We start from the raw sequence: 16,408 nt of genomic DNA, 5'->3' as shown, positions 1-16,408 counted from the left end.
CTTTGGAATGGTTAGTCTTCGTCGTTTGTTTCTGCAAATAATGAGGTCAAAGAAGTTTTCATCTTCTTAAAGAGACCTTCACGTGGCTGTTCTTCATCAAGATAAGCACCGTCATCAACTTCTGTTTCAATTAGGTTTTCACCCTTTTCAGGTTGGTGATACGTTTGTGCTTGTTCTTGCTTGAATTCTTTTAATTGTCCCATCAAGACAGCCTTCACCGTCTTTTGCAAGTCCGTTTGGAAAGCTTCGTAAGAAGCAAAGGCCAACGCTCGTGCAAAGGATGGGTGGCGCAAACCGATTTGGTTTGGACGGGCAATGTGGACGTTTTGACCAAAGTGTTCTTGCGCCTTTGCCAAAAGTCCAGGAACAGCGGAATTACCACCGGTAATGATGTAGCCACCAGGCAAATCATCGGCACCGATTTCATCAAGCTGTTGGTCAAGTCGATCAAAGATTTGATCGTAACGGGCTTCCATGATGGAAGCGAGGTACTTTTCGTCAACTGGTTTCTTTTCTGAAAGGCCAACCGCATCAACGTAGAAGATTTGTTCTTCTGACGCCTGGGCTGGATCAGCTGAACCATACTTGATTTTGACCGCTTCGGCTTCTTGGTTGGCGATTCCTAAGACCGTGGAAATATCCTTGGTCACGTTCACACCACCTTCGTAGTCGACCGTCATGTACTTGACCTTGTGGTCATGAATGACAGAAGCGGTTGATTGGCCACCGGCCAAATCAATCAAGATGGCACCAAAGTCTTGCTCGGCATCGGACAAGAAAGCCGGTGCTAAAGCCATTGGGGCAAGGTCCATCGCTTTGATGGTCAAGCCGGCCTTTTTAACAGCCGTCTTAATTCCTGAAACCACCTTGTTTGGTGCAAGGTAAGCGAGCCCTTGAACTTCGAGGCGAACACCAATCATATCGGTTGGGTCCTTGATGCCGTCGAAGCCGTCGACGATGAACTGTGAAGGCAGGAATTCGACCGGCGTTTGGTCGGCCAGTGAAAGGGAATTCAACGCCTGGTTCGTTACGTTCACAACGTCTTGACCAGTAATTTGTTTGTTTTGATTTTCAATCGAAACCAAACCGGAAATCTTTTGGATATTCACCTGGTTGGCAGGCAAACCAACGACAACTTCGTCAATTGACAGGTTGGCCTTGGCGGCTGCTTGTGAAACAGCCTGCTGAATTGCTGCTGCGGTTTGATTGATATCAACAATGACGCCACGCTTTAAACCAGCTCCTGCGGCAGAGCCCGTTGCAATGACGTTGAATCGGCCACCGTTATTTTGTGCCACAACCACTTTCACCATGGTTGTGCCGATATCTAATCCAACTATCACGCCATTTTGGGTCATGCACTTGTCCCCTTTAAAAATAAAATTTTTGAAACTAAACCTAAAGATAATCTTAACATATTGGACGCCTGTCCGGTAGGATTCCAATGGAATTAATTGGAAAAAATCACCTATTTATTTCCATACGTGTAAGAATATGAACCAACCTGCAAATCGATGACTCCCGGCTTGTCCATTGCCTGGGCAATTCCGGCGTAATACTTCATCTTGTTGGCCATTGTTTTTTGACTGGCGTAGACCGTGTTTCCGTCGTTCATGACCAGGATGATTTTCTCATCGTTGTTATCGTCCGGTGCAAAAATCACCTCACCAATATTTTGACGGATGATCTGATCCAAAGAAGAGATGGCCTTGGCAACTTTTCGCACACGTTCATTGGATTTAAAACCAGAATAAACAGGGCCACGACCATCCGGTTCACTGACCGGTTGACGGTTTCCGTTTGAATCCAGTTGGTACCACTTATCCTTTTCCTGAATGAAACCGGCGTTAATCTTTTCGGCAACCGTAACATTCAAGGTGTCACCCGAGAGCTTCATCGTCACTCGAGACACCTTCGCGTTTTTATGCGTCACGCGGTTTGAGAGGAAACGGCTTTGACCAAAGACTTGATAGCGGAAACTTCCCTTCTTCACGCCCATCTGTTCTTCGATGGTTTCCGTTGGGATGTTACCAGAATCAACGTTCACCTTTTGAATCTTAACCCAGGGCTGCCAGATGAGCAGAAGCAAGGCGAGAACAGCAAAAAAAGCCAGGGCCCACCAGGCACTGGTCAACGGATTTCTCTTTTCCATTGTCATGTTCTCTTCTTGCACGAGTTACTCCCCTTATTTGATGACGGACTTCAACAAGTTGTAGAAACGGTCACCGGCTTCTTGAATCCCGACCTTTTTAGACTGACCTTCCATGACGGCTGCTTGTTCGTCTGACAACAGCAAAGCGTCGGCCGCCTTCACCAAGGATTCCCCGTTCAATTCAGGTTCCTTGATGGACAAGGCAGCACCAACTTCAACGAGTGAGTTGGCGTTTTTTGTTTGGTGGTCGCCGGTAACAAATGGTGATGGCACCAAAATGGCAGGCAAACCAAGGGCTGTCAATTCAGCGATTGACGTGGCACCGGCACGAGATACCAAGACAGAAGCTTTTTGCATAACGGCTGGCATGTTGTCGATGTACGGCAACACTTTGATGTGGTCACCAAGCGTTTTGCCCTGTTCCTTCAACATCTTCATGAAGTTATCGATGCGCTTTGGTCCGGCAACCAAAACCACTTGGTAGTCGCGCTTATTGAATTCAGGAATGGCTTCCAAGGTTGCCAAGTTAATGGCTGGTGCACCCTGTGAACCACCGAAGATGAGCAGGGTCTTCTTGTCGTCTGACAAACCGTAAGTGGTCCATGAGAAGTCCGATGACATCTTGGCCACTTCTTGGGCGCGTGGGTTACCAATCATTTCGACCTTATCAGCCGGGAAGAAGGAACGCGCGTTTTCAAAGGCGATTCCAATCTTTGTGGCACCCTTTGCCAAGAACTTGTTCGTGATTCCGGCAACGGAGTTTTGTTCGTGGATGACCGTTGGAATGCCCATCTTCTGGGCGGCATACAAAACGGCACCAGAAACATAACCACCGGTTCCAACCACAACGTCTGGTTGGAAGTCAGCAATCATCTTCTTGGCTTCCTTAACCGCCTTCATGAACAACCAAACCGTCTTGAAGTTTGTCATTGAAAGTGAACGGGCGAATCCTTGGACGGCCAATTGCTTGAATGGCATCCCCGTCTTCGGCACGATATTCTTTTCGACCCCGCGGAATGATCCGATGTACAAGAATTTTGTTTCGGGTTCCTTTTCCTTAATGACGTCGGCCAATGCCAACGCTGGGTAGATGTGTCCACCCGTTCCACCACCAGATAAGATAACCTTCATGAACTTAGTCCTTCTTTCCTAAAGCTTGTTTCAATGCGGCAACGTACTTGTCACCACGAATTTCAAAGTTGGGGTACTGGTCCCAGGAAGCGGCTGCTGGTGAGAGCAGTACCACTTGGCCAGGCTTGGCCATTTGAACAGCAACCGGTGCGGCTTTCTCAACGTTCTTCACAACTTGAACGGGCACGTTTGCTTCCTTTGCCATCGCCACGACTTTGTCGGTCGTTTCCCCGAAGGCAATCACTTGGATGACATTCTTCAAGTCCGGAACCAAGCGGTCCAGGTCATCCCCACGATCCAATCCTCCGGCAAGCAAAATCACATCCTGCTTGAAGGCGGACAAGGCTGCTTGCGTTGCTTCGATGTCCGTGGCCTTTGAGTCGTTGTAGTAAATCACGCCGTCTTCTTTGAACAAGAATTCGAGTCGGTGCTTGACTCCGGCGAAGGTTGTGAGCACGGCCTTCATGGCGTCAAAGTCACAACCGGCGACATTTGCAGCTGCGGTCGCTGCCAAGACGTTTTCCAAGTTTGGTCGTCCGACCAACTTCACGTCTTCAAAAGGCATCAAGATTTTACCGTTCAAGACGACGTTTCCTTCGGCGTCTTCGTGCGCGTAGGCCTTTTCGTCGTCAGGGTTAAAAGTCAAAACCGTACCAGCCGTCAATTTTGCGATGGCCGGCGTGTCCGGTCCATTACCGTTCAAGATCAAGGTCTGGCCGGCCTTTTGACCGAGCGCCACACGTTCCTTGGCAGCCAAGTAGTTCTCACGGTTTTGGTGGAAGTCCAAGTGGTTGGCAAAGACGTTCGTAATGACCGCGATGTCTGCTGCGATGTGCGGAATTCCCACTAATTGGAAGGATGACAATTCAAGGACAAGCGTGTCCTTTGCTGTCATGTCCCCCACTACCTGGCAGACCGGTGTTCCAATGTTACCAGCAATCACCACACGGCCCTGCTTGTCATCATGTTGAAGCATGTGACCAAGCAAAGTCGTTGTGGTCGTCTTACCGTTTGAACCAGTGACGATGATCAAACGACCGGTAAAAGTAGAAAGCGCGACGGCGACTTCCGTCAAAACAGGGAGGCCGAGTGACATGGCCTTTTCAATGATTGGGTGCGTGTAAGCAATCCCAGGGTTCTTAACCAGCACGTCTGTGTCAGCGGCAAGTGCCTCCCCCTTATCATTGTCGATGAAGGCAACACCTTCTTGCTTCAAAGCCTTCACTTCATCGTCTTCTTCAATCGCATCACGGTTGGCAACCGTAACGTGTGCGCCTAATTCTAACAGTCGCTTCGTTGCGGCCTTTCCAGACTTCGCCCATCCAAGAACCAAGACCTTTTTATTCTTAAAATCCAAACCCGTCATGAACATTCCCCTTATTTTTGTCTATGTACGGTGTTCGTCAAGAAGACGACACACCTTAAATGTATCCTTGTTGGCCAGCAAATGGTCAACGGATACCTTCAATCAATTTATTTTTAAAAGAGCATTACCGTCAACACTGCCGTGATCAAACCAACTGCCCAGAAGGCAATGTCGATTTGCCATTCGCTCCAACCAAACTTTTCAAATGAGTGGTGGATTGGCGCCATTGGGAAGATACGCTTCTTCCAGAAGTGGTAAGAAATTGTCTGAATGATAACAGACAAGGTCTCAATGACGAAAATCAAGCCGACGAGCAAGAGTGAGGCGACGGCGTGGAGTTGAATGGATTCAACTGCCAGGCCAGCACCAAGTGCGAGTGAACCCGTGTCACCCATGAAAATTTTAGCCTTTGGCTTGTTGAAGCAAAGGAAACCAGCAAGGCTCCCAAGCAAGACAACGTTGAACACCACGATGGAGCTAACACCGGCACGAACGGCCATGATGGTGTAAGCACCGTATGCGATGATGGCCAAACCAGTGAGCAAGCCGTCCAGACCATCCGTCAAGTTCGTGGCGTTGGACCAACCAACAAACCAGAACCAGAGGAAGATGATGAAGAACCAGCCCAAGTGGAGGTAACCAAAGAATGGCAACTCAATCCCCATTGGAACATCCGTTGCGAAAAGTAAGCCCATTACAACGATGGCAGAAATCGTTTGGGCCAAAAGCTTTGGCTTAAAGGCGAAACCATCGTCAGCGTGTCGTATCATCTTCAAAATATCATCGATGGCACCGATAACACCGTATGAACCAAAACCAATAATCAAAGCTAAGGTTGCCATGAATTGGCGATTGCTCGTGTAAGTACTTGGCAAAAGGAAGACAACCAAAATGGTAACCAATCCGAAGACCGCACCACCGATGGACGGCGTTCCTGCCTTTTGCTGGTGATCCGGTCCGAGAACACGGATTACGGCTTGTTCCTTACTTTGCTTCAGCTTCTTGATAACGGTCGGCATGATGACAGCCGTCAAAACCATTCCAAGTAAAAATTCTAATAACAGCATGCTTTATTCCTTCTCTTTAAACGTGACCGAAAGCTTCTTGTGGCCGATAATCTGAGAACCACCCTTTGCGGATTGCTTCTCGGCGTAACCGGAACCAGATAATTCTATTTTAACACCCGTGAGGTTACCCCATCCGAGCACTTCGTTCTTTGTCCAGCCGGTAAAGTCGGGCACCTTCACGGTGCCTTTAGCAGTAAGCAAAACTAACTGCCCCTTAACAACCGTTTGGCCACCCTTCAAAGACTGCGCGGAGACTTTACCAGAAGAACCAATGGTCGAAACGCGCATTCCGGCGTCCGTCATGGCCTTCTCAGCCTCGGCGATGGACTGACCACGAACGTCAGGAATTTGGACCGTCTTCGTCTGGGACTTAACCGGTGCATCCTGATCGTTCAAAGCTTGCAACATCACTGGACGGAAAACCTTGTTCAAAGAAATCTGAATGTTGGCGTCCGGCCACTTCTTTGGCTGACGAACCGCAATATACATGATGTAGCGTGGGTTGTCACCCGGAACCATGGCCATCACGGAGTGAATGGCGTTGTTCAACCCCTCAAGGTACTTCCCCTTTTCGGCAATCTGAGCCGTTCCGGTCTTGGCCGCCACCTGATAACCAACATCTTCCATAGAGTATGGCTTGGCAGTACCGTCGTCTGCGTTAACAACCCCTTCCATGCTCTTCAGCACTTCGTTGGCCGTTGATTCAGAAATAGGCTTGCCAACCTTTTCGGTCTTCGTCTTTGAAATCGTCTTACCAGTCGTTGGGTCCGAAACCTTTGAAACGACGTAAGGCTTAACCATCTGACCCTTGTTGGCAAAGGCTGAATAACCTTGCAACAACTGAGCCGGCGTGACACGAATGGCCTGACCATAAGAGGTGTTCGCCTGATCAATTGGCTGATCAAATGACATCGAACCGGATTGCTCGTTTGGCAATTCGATTCCCGTCTTCTTCAAGAAGTGGAACTTCTCAAGGTAGGACTTCCAAGTTTTCGCACCAAGGGCTTGTTCCGTTTTCGCAAAACCAACGTTAGAGGAACGTTCAAAGGCCTGGCGATAAGTCAAAACACCTTCGTTTTGACCAAAGGAATCAACAACCTTTTGGCCGTTGATGTCGAGTGTACCGGACTTGTAAGTATCATCCGGATGCCACTTCTTTTCCTGGATGGCGGAAGCCAAGGTAAAGGTCTTCATGGTAGAACCTGGTTCGAAGGCCGCTTGGTTTAGCTGGTTTTCCCAGGCGTCAGACAAGCCGTCCTGCGTGTTCGGATCGAAGTTTGGTCGCTGGGTGGCAGCGACAATCTTTCCGGTCTTGGCATCCATGACGTAAGCTGCCGCGGACTTCGCTTCCGTACCGGCGAACAACACGTCCATCCGGTTTTCAAGCGTGGCCTGCAATTTATCGTCAATCGTGAGCGTAATGTTTGCCCCGTTTTTAACTTGGTTCTTCTTAGCATCTTCAACTTCAGAACCAAGGCTGGTGGTCAAACCATCCTTACCACGAAGGGCTGTGTTCTTGAAGGATTCCACACCAAGCACACCGTTCAAGGTCTTTTGACCAACGTTGTTTGCAACGGAGTTCGTCAAACCAATCAAGTGGGAAGCCATGCGATTATTTGGATAATAACGGGCAGGCTGTGCGGTGAACTTAATTCCCGGAAGTTTCAAATCCTTGATTTTGTTGTACTGGTCAACGGAAAGGTTCTTAGCCTTTGTCCCTAATTCAACCTGCAAGCGGTCGGAAGATAGTTGCTTATAGAGGTCATCTTGGTTGGCATCCAAAATTGGTGCCAACTGTTCTGCCGTTTTCTTCGGATCGGTAACGTAGTCAGGTTGTCCCTTAACCTTCTGCTTCTTGTCCAAAACAGCGTACATGTCATAAACCGTTGAGTTATCGGCTAAGACTTCGCCGTTTGACGAAAGAATTTGCCCACGGGTCGCGGGCACGGTCGACTTTTGCATAAAAGTCAGCCGCGTGGCGGCTGATAAGTTGTGGGAATTGACTGACTTTACCCCGGCAATTTGAAAAAGACGACCACCCATAACCATGATAATGACCGTAGCAAAGAGGCCTAATAGGAGACCAAACTTTTTCGCATTACCAGTGATTTTCTTACTGAGTTGTCGTCTTTTACTTTGTTTCATTTTATTGATTTACGTTGCGAACGTTCGTCGTACTTTGTTCCATGTTGGACGACTTCGCAACTTTTTCCAAGTTGTCTTTGTTAATCTTTGCCTGAATATCACCACGGTAGGAATCGTTTTCTTCCTTTACCTTATTAATCTTTTGGCTGACTGCTTGGTTTCTTGCATCGACTCGCTGCATGGAAACCGTTGTCCAAACAGTGGCGACCATCATAAAGAGAACCGTGACCGCCATCACCACGACCAGGGATCGTTCTTTTTTAGTCCAAACCGCCGGCTCGTAACGTCTTCTTACTTTTGCTTTTGGCTTAGCACTCTGCTTCGGTAATGCCGTTGCAGGATTCTGGTAGCGGTATGCGTTTTGTGCCATGGTTCTCTCCTTTACTTAATTTCTTAATGCATTGGGTTGCCCGTCAACTATTCGGGGCGGTGGTACTTGATTTGAAAACGTCGAATTTATGAGAGACGGATTCGTTCAATCCCACGCAGTTGCGCGGAGGCTGAGCGATGGTTTTCTTCTTGCTCCTTTTCGGAAGGCTTGATGGCCTTACGAGTTAAGAGCTTATAGTCGGGTGCCATTTCATCGGGCATGACCGGCAAGCCACGAGGCAATTCCGGTTCAGCCGTCTTTTCCTTGAACATCTGCTTGATTAAGCGATCTTCTTGGGACTGGAAGGAAATGGCCGAGATACGGCCACCGACATCTAAAAGTTCCAAAGCTTGACCAAGTGAATCTTCCAAAGCGCCGAGCTCGTCGTTAACGGCGACGCGCAGCGCCTGAAAAGAACGCTTCGCCGGGTGACCACCATGCCGACGTGCAGGAGCCGGAATGGCTTCCTTAATCACTTCGACAAGGTCAAAGGTCGTTTCGATCGGTGCCTTTTCACGGTGTTGCTCAATCTTTCGAGCAATTGCCTTACCGAAACGGTCTTCTCCGTAGCGGGTTAAGACCCGCACCAGGTCACCGAAAGGCCAATCGTTTACGATGGTCTTTGCCGTTAATTCCTGACGCTGATCCATTCGCATGTCCAACGGGGCGTCGTGGTTATATGAAAAGCCACGGTCCCCTTGGTCAAATTGAACGGATGACACGCCAAGGTCGTACAAGACACCGTCGACGTGATCAACGCCACGCTCGGCCAAGCTCTCCTTCAACGTTCGGAAGTTGTTGAAGATTAAGACGAGCTTACCGGCGGCGATTTCATCTTTGTACTGTTCCTTATTAAAGGAAATGGCCGTTTCGTCCTGGTCGAAAGAGTAAAGTGTTCCGGTGGTCAAACGTGACAAAATCACGCCCGTGTGTCCGCCGCCACCAAGTGTGGCGTCAACATAGATTCCGTCTTCTTTTACATTAAGTAAGTCAACGGCTTCTTTTTGGAGGACGGTCACGTGTTCAAATGTCATATTGATTCCTCCTTTCACTTTTCTCAATCAACCAGCCATCACAGGGACTTTAAAAGTCAAAGTCGACCAAGCCCTCAGCGATGTCGTCAAAGTTCTCCGCAGTTTCTTCGGTGTAAGCCTTCCAGTTGTCAGCTGACCAGATTTCAAAGGAATCACCGACACCTGTGACGACAACTTCCTTCTCCAACTGCGCGTGATCCTTCAAATTAGAAGCAATAATCACACGACCTTGCTTATCGAACTCAGCCTGCATGGAGCCGGCCATTACGAAACGCTTAAAAGCCCGGGCGTCTTTTTTCCCGATTGGCAAATTATTTAAGTGCTCTTCGAGCTTATTCCAAACGTCGATTGGCATCGCACGCAAGGAATGTTCCATCCACTTCGCAATCACAAAAGTTTCCCCTAATTGATTACGAAATTTAGCAGGAATCGTGAGCCGGCCCTTCGGGTCGAGGTTGTGTGATGACTCTCCCATGAACATAATGGCCCACTCCTCCTTTCCTGTGGATTACTTACTAATAATTTACCACAATCCCCCACTTTCCACCACTTTTTCTCCACATTTCTTTAAAATTTGTTAAAGAAAAAGGGCTAAATGCTGATATAACAGCATTTAGCCCTGGTGGGGATTTTTTCCAATTTTTACCTATTTTGCGAAGAAAATGGCCATTAGGATGGTTAGAATGGCAAATCCACTCGCTACCATCCCACTTATCTGCCAAAAACGGTGGATAAAGTCCGTTATTTTTAAGTCGTTTTTATCCAAAGTAAGGAAGGACCATACGCCACCCCAAATCAGTAAAATAACAATCAGCAAGAGTACGTCGGAGCGATAGAAGGCAGCTCCTTCGATTTCGTTCAAGAAGAACCACGTTGGCAAAGTGGCTAAATCCATGAACGTCACTGCTGGAAAGGCGCGGTACAAGAAACGCCAAATCATAATAAATAAGAGTACGGCAAGCCAAATCGCTGCCCAAAAATACCAAACCATGTTTGTCACCTCGTAATTACTCTACCAAGACCGCCTTGAAATTTCAATTTGGAATCGCCTGTGTTAAAATAGCTCTAGCACAACCAGGAGAAGCGATGATGAAAAAGAAGCAAATTGAAAAAGCACAACAAAGTGCACAAGAAAAAACAGACGTTGACCAATTATTGGAAGACGAAGTGAACCGTCAATTGGACAAAAAGCCAATGCCTAAGTTCGAAAAGAAAAAGAAGACGAAGTACCAAAAGTGGACACTTGGTATGTCCATCTTCATGGTGATCGTCATGGCTGGTTCTGTTATCTACGCTGCTATCTCAGCAATCGCCTAACAATTCAAACACTAAGTCAGAGGCAAGTTCGCTTCTGACTTTTATTTTGGTAAAAAAACAAACAAAAAAGACGATCCAACCGGCTCGTCTTTTTCTTTAACTTTTATTCAACTGAAAGCAAGAATGGGTAGAGGTCTTGTCCACCTTGGTGAACTTCCACTTCGAGGTCTTCGTCGATGGCTTCAACAGCCTCTTCCAAAGCCTTTTCATCCTTTTGCTTAGCGTCCTTACCAGAGATGATCGTCACGATTTCTGAATCGTCATCGCACATCATCTTCAACAAGGCTTCAGCAGTTTCAATCAACTGCTTGCCGACAGCGACGATTTCGCCATCCTTCATACCAAGCCAGTCACCCTTCTTGATGTCATGACCCTTCAACGTCGTTTCACGAACGGCTTGGGTAACGGCACCAGAAACAACGGATGCCAATTCTTCGGTCATGGCTTCGTTGTTATCTTCCAATGAAGCTTCAGGATTGTAACCGAGCATGGCCGTCAATCCTTGCTGGATTGAACGAGACTTAACAACCGTTACAGGAACTTCAGAAACTTCCTTTGCTTGGTCAGCAGCCAAGAAGATGTTGGAGTTATTAGGCAAGATAATCGCCTTCTTCGCACCGGATTCCTTAATGGCATCGACGAAGTCTTTCGTTGAAGGGTTCATCGTTTGGCCACCAGTGATCACCTTGTAGACACCAAGTGATTCGAAGAGTTCGGCAATTCCGTCACCAGAAGCAACGGCGAAGACAGCAACTTCAGGCACTTCTTTTTGAGCTGCGCCCAAAACTTCAGCCTTCTTTTCTTCTTCCTGCTTATCGATCACGGCTTGTTGTTGGTCACGCATGTTGTCGACCTTCACCTTGCGCAATGAACCAAATTCCGTTCCCCAGTGAATGATTGCACCTGGGTCTTCCGTGTGGACGTGGACCTTAACAACGTCTTCGTCGTTAATGACCAAGAGTGAGTCACCTCGTTCTGCGATGTAGTCGTAGAACTTTTGGTAATCAAACTTTTCGTCCCAGGTTGTACCCGTTGCGAGGTCAACCATGATTTCAGTACAGTAACCGTACTTAATGTCTTCTGGATTCAAGGAATCATCGGCTTGGGCGCCGGCGTGCAGCTTTGAAACCATTTGGTCCAATTCCGCGTTGTCAGGTGCTTGCAAGTCGTCTTCGTTGTAAGTTCCAGAAACCACGTCAGAGAAGGCGGACAAAACCATAACCAATCCCTGTCCACCAGAATCGACCACGCCGACTTCCTTCAAGACAGGCAACATGTCAGGCGTCTTATCCAAAGCCACTTGGGAAGCCTTCTTCACGTTTTCCAACATGGTTTGCATGTCATCGCCAGCAGATGCTGAGCGATCCGCTTCGGCAGCGGCTTCGCGAATAACCGTCAGAATCGTTCCTTCGGTTGGCTTCATCACGGACTTGTAGGCAACCTTTGCGGCTTCCATCAAGGCGTCGGCCATGTCGCGAACAGACAATTCAGCCTTTTCGGCCATTGAGTTGGACATTCCACGGAAAATCTGAGACAAGATAACCCCAGAGTTACCGCGGGCTCCCATCAAAAGTCCCTTAGACGTTGCCTTTGACAACAATCCAACGCTTTCTTCTTGGGATTCACGTTCGTATTCAGCACCGGAAGCCATGGTCAAAGCCATGTTTGTTCCAGTATCCCCATCAGGAACAGGGAAAACGTTCAATTTGTTAATATTTTCTGCGTTGGCAGTCAACTTGGCTGCACCAGCGTTCACCATCTTGCCGTATAAAAGCGGCGTGATTGTAGAGTTATTTTCTGCAGTCATTTTTAATCCTCGGTTGCAATGCCTTGAACAATGACGTTCACTTCAGGGACAGAAAGGCCCAGGTAAGCATTCAAGTAGTATTTAACACGACTTTGAACAGAAGCTGAAATATCAGCTAACTTCATGCCGTGTTGAACGACGATGTAAACATCGATTGAGAGTCCAGCAGCTTGTTCGAAAACAACGACACCACGGCCGTAGTTTTCACGGTTCAAGACCTGGGCTACCCCATCTTTCAGGAGTGAGCGAGAAGCCATTCCAACCACTCCAGGGTTGGCGATGGTCGCCCCACCAACAACGGAAGCAATGACATCGTTTTCAACCGTGACATCACCGTTTTTTGTTCGAATCTTAATTGCCATTCTATTGCTTGTGAAGCTATAAAAAACGCTCCACTTTCCTTTCTAAATACTTATCTCTATTTTACCACGGCTCTAAAAAAGTCCCAAGTTCGAGAAGTTTTTTTCAAAGTCCATGAAAAATAAAAAAACCACCCAGTGGAGTGGTTTTTAAACGCGTTCGATTGAGCCGTTCTTCAATCCAGCCTTCAATGAACGTGCCGTTAAGTAAACTTTCTTAGGTGCGGAACCGTTAATCTTAACCGTTACCTTTTGCAAGTTTGGCTTCCAGCTACGACGACTTGAGTTCAAGGCGTGGGAACGTTGGTTACCAAAGCGGGTGCGTGCACCATTAATTGCATCTTTTGCCATGTCTGACCCTCCTATCCGAGCCGCAACACGTGCCTGCTCTTCTTATCAACAATACAGTATTTTACCAGAGGGTTTTAACTTTGGCAAGATATTAGGCGTATTTCTGCAAAATTTCGCTAAGTTGTTCTTTATTGTGGAAGCCAGTCAAACGCTCAACGGCTTGACCATCTTTCATCACAATCAAAGTTGGGATCGCGCGGATTCCAAAATCAGCAGGAATTTGCTTGTTTTCTTCGACGTCAACTTTGTAGAAGTCAATGCCGGAAAAGGCGGCATCGTCAGACAAAGCTTCTAGAACAGGGGTTTGCATCTTGCAAGGACCACACCATTCAGCCCAGAAATCGGTGATTGAAACACCGCTCTTTGTCTTTTCCTCGAAGTTTGCATCTTGTAGTGCTGTTAATGCCATACAATCCTCCTATCCATTACTCTGCGTGACGAGTACGATACCACAGTCAAAATCAGTGTGTACCAATTCGCCAACAAATTCATTCGACGAATACATTTTACCGCTGTTTACACTTAGTGTCAAAGGATAGAGCGCGTCAATAATCTTAAAATTATCAACTATACCTAATGGCATAAAGCCAAGGTATTTGTATCCTGGTTGCTTGTTCACAACCTGATGCTCAACATCCAAGTAGGTAATCGTGTTCTGGTTGTCGACAATCGACAAGTGTCCAGCCAAATGTTTGAACTCATCTTGGGTTGGGATGGTCAAGTTGGACAACTCGTGATCCAAGCGGCCACCGGTCGCTCCATAAAGCACAATGTCTGTCGCCCCGTGTTTGAAAGCAGCGAGCAGTGCAATCTGTGTATCCGTGTAATCTTTTTTTGGTGGGTAAACCTTTATCTGGTCATCCTTTAAGTAATCGTGCAGCTCAACATTCTCTCCTTCATCCAAGGAGTCGAAGTCCCCAACGGCCGCAACCATCGGCAAGCCCGCCTTTAACAAGTGGTAAGCACCACGATCAGCACCAATCCAGTCGCCGTTTTGTTCAAAGATATCGTCTGGCCATTTTTCTTTTGGTCCACCAGCTAAAACATTGATTCGCTTTCCCATCGTTTTAAACCTTTCGTATAAAAAAGGCCGAGCGAAACCGCTCGGCTCATCTTACTTAGTCAAATCTAAAAGCTTTTGTACCTTAGCGGCAGGATCCTTCTTGTCGTAGACATATGAACCCGCAACGAAAACGTTGGCACCGGCAGCAGCCGTCATTGGCGCCGTCTTGTCGTTAATTCCACCATCAACTTCGATGTCAAAATCCAATCCGTGTTCTTGCTTGTAGGCAGACAATTCCTTAATCTTTTCCGTCATTTCTGGCAAGAAGGCTTGGCCTCCAAAACCAGGGTTAACCGTCATAACCAAGACTTGGTCAACCATTGACAAAACAGGAACGATAGCAGAAACAGGCGTCCCTGGGTTGATGACAACCTCAGCCTTTACGCCGGCCTTCTTGATCATTTGCAAAACGCGGTGAATGTGTGGCGTTGCTTCCACGTGCACACCGATAAGGTCTGCACCGGCTTCCGCCAATTCTTTCACGTGCTTTTCTGGGTGAACGGCCATCAAGTGAACGTCCAAGAACAAGTCCGTCATTGGACGAAGTTGCTTAACCCAAGCTGGTCCATAAGCCATTGATGGGACAAATGATCCGTCCATCAAATCAATGTGCAAGTACTTGGCACCTGCTGCTTCAACTAACTTGACGTCGTCACCTAACTTGGTCACGTCTGCACTCAAAATGGATGGGGCAATAATTCCTGCCATGTGATTCCTCTTTCTACTACTGCAAGGGTGTGGGACTAGTTCAAGCGATCCTGTCGCCACTTGGTCGAGTTCTTTTGATAAACCGGCCGTTTTCCCTTAATGATCTGATAAAACAGTTCGTAACTATTATAGCGCTCACGACTAATGCTGCCAAGCTCCACGGCCTCTTTGACCGCACAACCCGGTTCGTTGATGTGCGAGCACGAACGGAAGCGACAATTTGGTGCCACTTCGCGAATTTCTGGGAAGTAATCGCCGAGTTCTTCGACGGGAAAGTCAAAAACTTCATAGGATGAAAAACCAGGCGTATCCGCAATCAACGTCTCGTATTCTGGGACACGAATCAATGATACTTGGCGTGTCGTGTGCTTTCCACGAGACAACGCCTGGGACACCTCGCCAACCGCTAGTTTCAATTCAGGGGCAAGCTGGTTCAAGAGCGTTGATTTCCCGGCCCCGGTCTGTCCCATGGCGACAACAACCTGATCCTTCAAAACGGGTGTGAAGGACGCTTTCAGGTCATCGGTTGAGAAAATGACCGTGTAGCCAATCTTTTGATAGAGGGAAACTTGCTCTTTGAAAGCCGCTTGCTTGTCGTCATCGACTAAGTCCAGCTTTGAAAAGTAAAGGACAGGACGAACGTCAGCGGCTTCCAAGGCAACCAGTTGCCGGTCCAAAAGATTCTGGGAAAAAGCTGGTTCAATCACAGACGTGACAACAATGGCGAGGTCGACGTTTGCGATTGGCGGACGCACAAGGTCGTTCTTGCGGTCGTGGAGCTTCCAAATAAGTCCTTCCCCGTTCTCGGACTCGAAATCGGCCCAATCGCCCACGAGGGGCTTCTGCTTGCTCTTACGGAACTGACCACGTGCACGCGTCCGCTCGATGCTGCCGTCTGGCAGTTCTAAATCATAATATCCGGCCAATGACCTTATAATCCGTCCTGTTTTCATGCCTATATTATAGCATGATAACCATTCATCCAACCTTAGAAAAAACAAAAAATCCAGTAACGGTAAGCCGTTCCTGGACAATTTCAATCATTATATACAACATCGCAAAAAGCCATTCAAATTGAGAATATCAGCTATTAAAAGCACCCAGCAGCAGTTATAATTTAGCTGGCGTTGAAGCAAAACGCGGTGCCCGCCTTTCAAAGAAAAGGAGGTTTTTTATGGTAAAACATATCAGGAAAATCTTCAAAGAAAGGAGGGCGTCTTTCAGCAATGAAGGACAAGTTTTTTTCGAGTATGCTTTAATAGCGATTGATGTGTTCTTACATCTCTTTGAGTTTGTTCAAGGGCAACTCGATCGCTATAAAGACAAAAAGAAAAAGAACCGCGATTAGCTTTCCGCAGCTGGTGGTTCTTCAAGTTTCATATGAACTAAAGGCAGGTACCGCGTTAGCGGCAACGCCCAAGGGGTTAGTTACAGCTAACCCCTTTTTCTATTTCATTATAATTCATTTCCTCGAAAAAGAAAATTCCAACTCAGAATATTCGAGCAAAAGAAAAAGAACCGCGAATAGCTTACCCGCT

19 protein-coding genes are annotated in these 16,408 nt (G+C 47.5%); 2 read left to right on the top strand and 17 right to left on the bottom strand.

Annotated features, from left to right (window positions below; all coding sequences use genetic code 11):
* Window positions 1–11 precede the first annotated feature (11 nt).
* The 10 genes from ftsA to G6R29_RS02125 form a co-directional block, all read right to left on the bottom strand.
* Window positions 12–1,358 carry a cell division protein FtsA gene (gene ftsA, locus G6R29_RS02170; RefSeq protein ID WP_213808723.1) on the bottom strand — a complete coding sequence of 449 codons (1,347 nt, stop codon included), beginning with the start codon at window positions 1,356–1,358 and terminating at the stop codon, window positions 12–14.
* 110 nt (window positions 1,359–1,468) lie between these two features.
* Window positions 1,469–2,173 (bottom strand): cell division protein FtsQ/DivIB, encoded by a 705-nt coding sequence (locus tag G6R29_RS06620; protein WP_213808722.1) that lies wholly within the window; start codon window positions 2,171–2,173, stop codon window positions 1,469–1,471.
* A gap of 12 nt (window positions 2,174–2,185) precedes the next feature.
* Window positions 2,186–3,283 (bottom strand): undecaprenyldiphospho-muramoylpentapeptide beta-N-acetylglucosaminyltransferase, encoded by a 1,098-nt coding sequence (gene murG, locus G6R29_RS02160; protein ID WP_213808721.1) that lies wholly within the window; start codon window positions 3,281–3,283, stop codon window positions 2,186–2,188.
* A 4-nt stretch (window positions 3,284–3,287) separates the two neighbouring features.
* Window positions 3,288–4,649, bottom strand: coding sequence for a UDP-N-acetylmuramoyl-L-alanine--D-glutamate ligase (gene murD / locus G6R29_RS02155; protein ID WP_213808720.1), 1,362 nt, complete (start codon window positions 4,647–4,649; stop codon window positions 3,288–3,290).
* A gap of 113 nt (window positions 4,650–4,762) precedes the next feature.
* Window positions 4,763–5,716, bottom strand: a complete 954-nt coding sequence (gene mraY, locus G6R29_RS02150; protein WP_213808719.1) for a phospho-N-acetylmuramoyl-pentapeptide-transferase — start codon at window positions 5,714–5,716, stop codon at window positions 4,763–4,765.
* A 3-nt stretch (window positions 5,717–5,719) separates the two neighbouring features.
* Window positions 5,720–7,861, bottom strand: coding sequence for a penicillin-binding protein (locus tag G6R29_RS02145; protein WP_213808718.1), 2,142 nt, complete (start codon window positions 7,859–7,861; stop codon window positions 5,720–5,722).
* A 1-nt stretch (window position 7,862) separates the two neighbouring features.
* The gene (locus tag G6R29_RS02140; protein ID WP_213808717.1) at window positions 7,863–8,231 is read right to left on the bottom strand and encodes a cell division protein FtsL; all 369 of its coding nucleotides are present in this window, start codon (window positions 8,229–8,231) and stop codon (window positions 7,863–7,865) included.
* Between the two features lie 86 nt (window positions 8,232–8,317).
* Window positions 8,318–9,265 (bottom strand): 16S rRNA (cytosine(1402)-N(4))-methyltransferase RsmH, encoded by a 948-nt coding sequence (rsmH, locus tag G6R29_RS02135; RefSeq protein ID WP_213808716.1) that lies wholly within the window; start codon window positions 9,263–9,265, stop codon window positions 8,318–8,320.
* Window positions 9,266–9,314: 49 nt separating this feature from the next.
* Window positions 9,315–9,746 (bottom strand): division/cell wall cluster transcriptional repressor MraZ, encoded by a 432-nt coding sequence (gene mraZ, locus G6R29_RS02130; protein WP_213808715.1) that lies wholly within the window; start codon window positions 9,744–9,746, stop codon window positions 9,315–9,317.
* Window positions 9,747–9,911: 165 nt separating this feature from the next.
* Window positions 9,912–10,256 (bottom strand): hypothetical protein, encoded by a 345-nt coding sequence (locus tag G6R29_RS02125; RefSeq protein WP_213808714.1) that lies wholly within the window; start codon window positions 10,254–10,256, stop codon window positions 9,912–9,914.
* Between the two features lie 95 nt (window positions 10,257–10,351).
* On the opposite strand from G6R29_RS02125, the gene G6R29_RS02120 reads away from it, so the two are divergent.
* Window positions 10,352–10,582, top strand: a complete 231-nt coding sequence (locus tag G6R29_RS02120; RefSeq protein WP_238476861.1) for a DUF4044 domain-containing protein — start codon at window positions 10,352–10,354, stop codon at window positions 10,580–10,582.
* 103 nt (window positions 10,583–10,685) lie between these two features.
* On the opposite strand, the gene G6R29_RS02115 is transcribed toward G6R29_RS02120, so the two are convergent.
* The 7 genes from G6R29_RS02115 to rsgA form a co-directional block, all read right to left on the bottom strand.
* Window positions 10,686–12,389 carry a DAK2 domain-containing protein gene (locus G6R29_RS02115; RefSeq protein ID WP_213808713.1) on the bottom strand — a complete coding sequence of 568 codons (1,704 nt, stop codon included), beginning with the start codon at window positions 12,387–12,389 and terminating at the stop codon, window positions 10,686–10,688.
* A gap of 2 nt (window positions 12,390–12,391) precedes the next feature.
* Window positions 12,392–12,751, bottom strand: coding sequence for an Asp23/Gls24 family envelope stress response protein (locus G6R29_RS02110; protein WP_213808712.1), 360 nt, complete (start codon window positions 12,749–12,751; stop codon window positions 12,392–12,394).
* Window positions 12,752–12,898: 147 nt separating this feature from the next.
* Window positions 12,899–13,099 (bottom strand): 50S ribosomal protein L28, encoded by a 201-nt coding sequence (gene rpmB / locus G6R29_RS02105; RefSeq protein WP_213808711.1) that lies wholly within the window; start codon window positions 13,097–13,099, stop codon window positions 12,899–12,901.
* 91 nt (window positions 13,100–13,190) lie between these two features.
* Window positions 13,191–13,508 carry a thioredoxin gene (trxA, locus tag G6R29_RS02100; RefSeq protein WP_213808710.1) on the bottom strand — a complete coding sequence of 106 codons (318 nt, stop codon included), beginning with the start codon at window positions 13,506–13,508 and terminating at the stop codon, window positions 13,191–13,193.
* Window positions 13,509–13,517: 9 nt separating this feature from the next.
* Entirely contained in the window at window positions 13,518–14,162 is a 645-nt protein-coding gene (locus G6R29_RS02095; RefSeq protein ID WP_213808709.1) for a thiamine diphosphokinase, read from the bottom strand.
* Window positions 14,163–14,213: 51 nt separating this feature from the next.
* A complete protein-coding gene (gene rpe, locus G6R29_RS02090; protein ID WP_213808708.1) occupies window positions 14,214–14,870 on the bottom strand; it encodes a ribulose-phosphate 3-epimerase in 657 nt (218 codons plus the stop codon).
* 35 nt (window positions 14,871–14,905) lie between these two features.
* Window positions 14,906–15,823 (bottom strand): ribosome small subunit-dependent GTPase A, encoded by a 918-nt coding sequence (gene rsgA, locus G6R29_RS02085; RefSeq protein WP_213808707.1) that lies wholly within the window; start codon window positions 15,821–15,823, stop codon window positions 14,906–14,908.
* A 221-nt stretch (window positions 15,824–16,044) separates the two neighbouring features.
* Between rsgA and G6R29_RS02080 the strand changes: the two genes are divergently transcribed.
* A complete protein-coding gene (locus G6R29_RS02080; RefSeq protein WP_213808706.1) occupies window positions 16,045–16,218 on the top strand; it encodes a hypothetical protein in 174 nt (57 codons plus the stop codon).
* The last annotated feature ends 190 nt before the right edge of the window (window positions 16,219–16,408 follow it).

It is taken from the genome of Fructobacillus broussonetiae (genome assembly GCF_018437275.1).
GTDB classification, from domain to species: domain Bacteria; phylum Bacillota; class Bacilli; order Lactobacillales; family Lactobacillaceae; genus Fructobacillus; species Fructobacillus broussonetiae.
This window is presented reverse-complemented; position numbering and strand designations above follow the sequence as displayed.

Excerpts from the sequence above, each read along its gene's own strand:
- ftsA (WP_213808723.1), bottom strand. The coding sequence starts at position 1,358 with ATGACCCAAAATGGCGTGATAGTTGGATTAGATATCGGCACAACCATG.
- murG (WP_213808721.1), bottom strand. The coding sequence starts at position 3,283 with ATGAAGGTTATCTTATCTGGTGGTGGAACGGGTGGACACATCTACCCA.
- murD (WP_213808720.1), bottom strand. The coding sequence starts at position 4,649 with ATGACGGGTTTGGATTTTAAGAATAAAAAGGTCTTGGTTCTTGGATGG.
- mraY (WP_213808719.1), bottom strand. The coding sequence starts at position 5,716 with ATGCTGTTATTAGAATTTTTACTTGGAATGGTTTTGACGGCTGTCATC.
- G6R29_RS02145 (WP_213808718.1), bottom strand. The coding sequence starts at position 7,861 with ATGAAACAAAGTAAAAGACGACAACTCAGTAAGAAAATCACTGGTAAT.
- G6R29_RS02140 (WP_213808717.1), bottom strand. The coding sequence starts at position 8,231 with ATGGCACAAAACGCATACCGCTACCAGAATCCTGCAACGGCATTACCG.
- rsmH (WP_213808716.1), bottom strand. The coding sequence starts at position 9,265 with ATGACATTTGAACACGTGACCGTCCTCCAAAAAGAAGCCGTTGACTTA.
- mraZ (WP_213808715.1), bottom strand. The coding sequence starts at position 9,746 with ATGTTCATGGGAGAGTCATCACACAACCTCGACCCGAAGGGCCGGCTC.
- G6R29_RS02125 (WP_213808714.1), bottom strand. The coding sequence starts at position 10,256 with ATGGTTTGGTATTTTTGGGCAGCGATTTGGCTTGCCGTACTCTTATTT.
- G6R29_RS02120 (WP_238476861.1), top strand. The coding sequence starts at position 10,352 with ATGATGAAAAAGAAGCAAATTGAAAAAGCACAACAAAGTGCACAAGAA.
- G6R29_RS02115 (WP_213808713.1), bottom strand. The coding sequence starts at position 12,389 with ATGACTGCAGAAAATAACTCTACAATCACGCCGCTTTTATACGGCAAG.
- G6R29_RS02110 (WP_213808712.1), bottom strand. The coding sequence starts at position 12,751 with ATGGCAATTAAGATTCGAACAAAAAACGGTGATGTCACGGTTGAAAAC.
- rpmB (WP_213808711.1), bottom strand. The coding sequence starts at position 13,099 with ATGGCAAAAGATGCAATTAATGGTGCACGCACCCGCTTTGGTAACCAA.
- trxA (WP_213808710.1), bottom strand. The coding sequence starts at position 13,508 with ATGGCATTAACAGCACTACAAGATGCAAACTTCGAGGAAAAGACAAAG.
- G6R29_RS02095 (WP_213808709.1), bottom strand. The coding sequence starts at position 14,162 with ATGGGAAAGCGAATCAATGTTTTAGCTGGTGGACCAAAAGAAAAATGG.
- rpe (WP_213808708.1), bottom strand. The coding sequence starts at position 14,870 with ATGGCAGGAATTATTGCCCCATCCATTTTGAGTGCAGACGTGACCAAG.
- rsgA (WP_213808707.1), bottom strand. The coding sequence starts at position 15,823 with ATGAAAACAGGACGGATTATAAGGTCATTGGCCGGATATTATGATTTA.
- G6R29_RS02080 (WP_213808706.1), top strand. The coding sequence starts at position 16,045 with ATGGTAAAACATATCAGGAAAATCTTCAAAGAAAGGAGGGCGTCTTTC.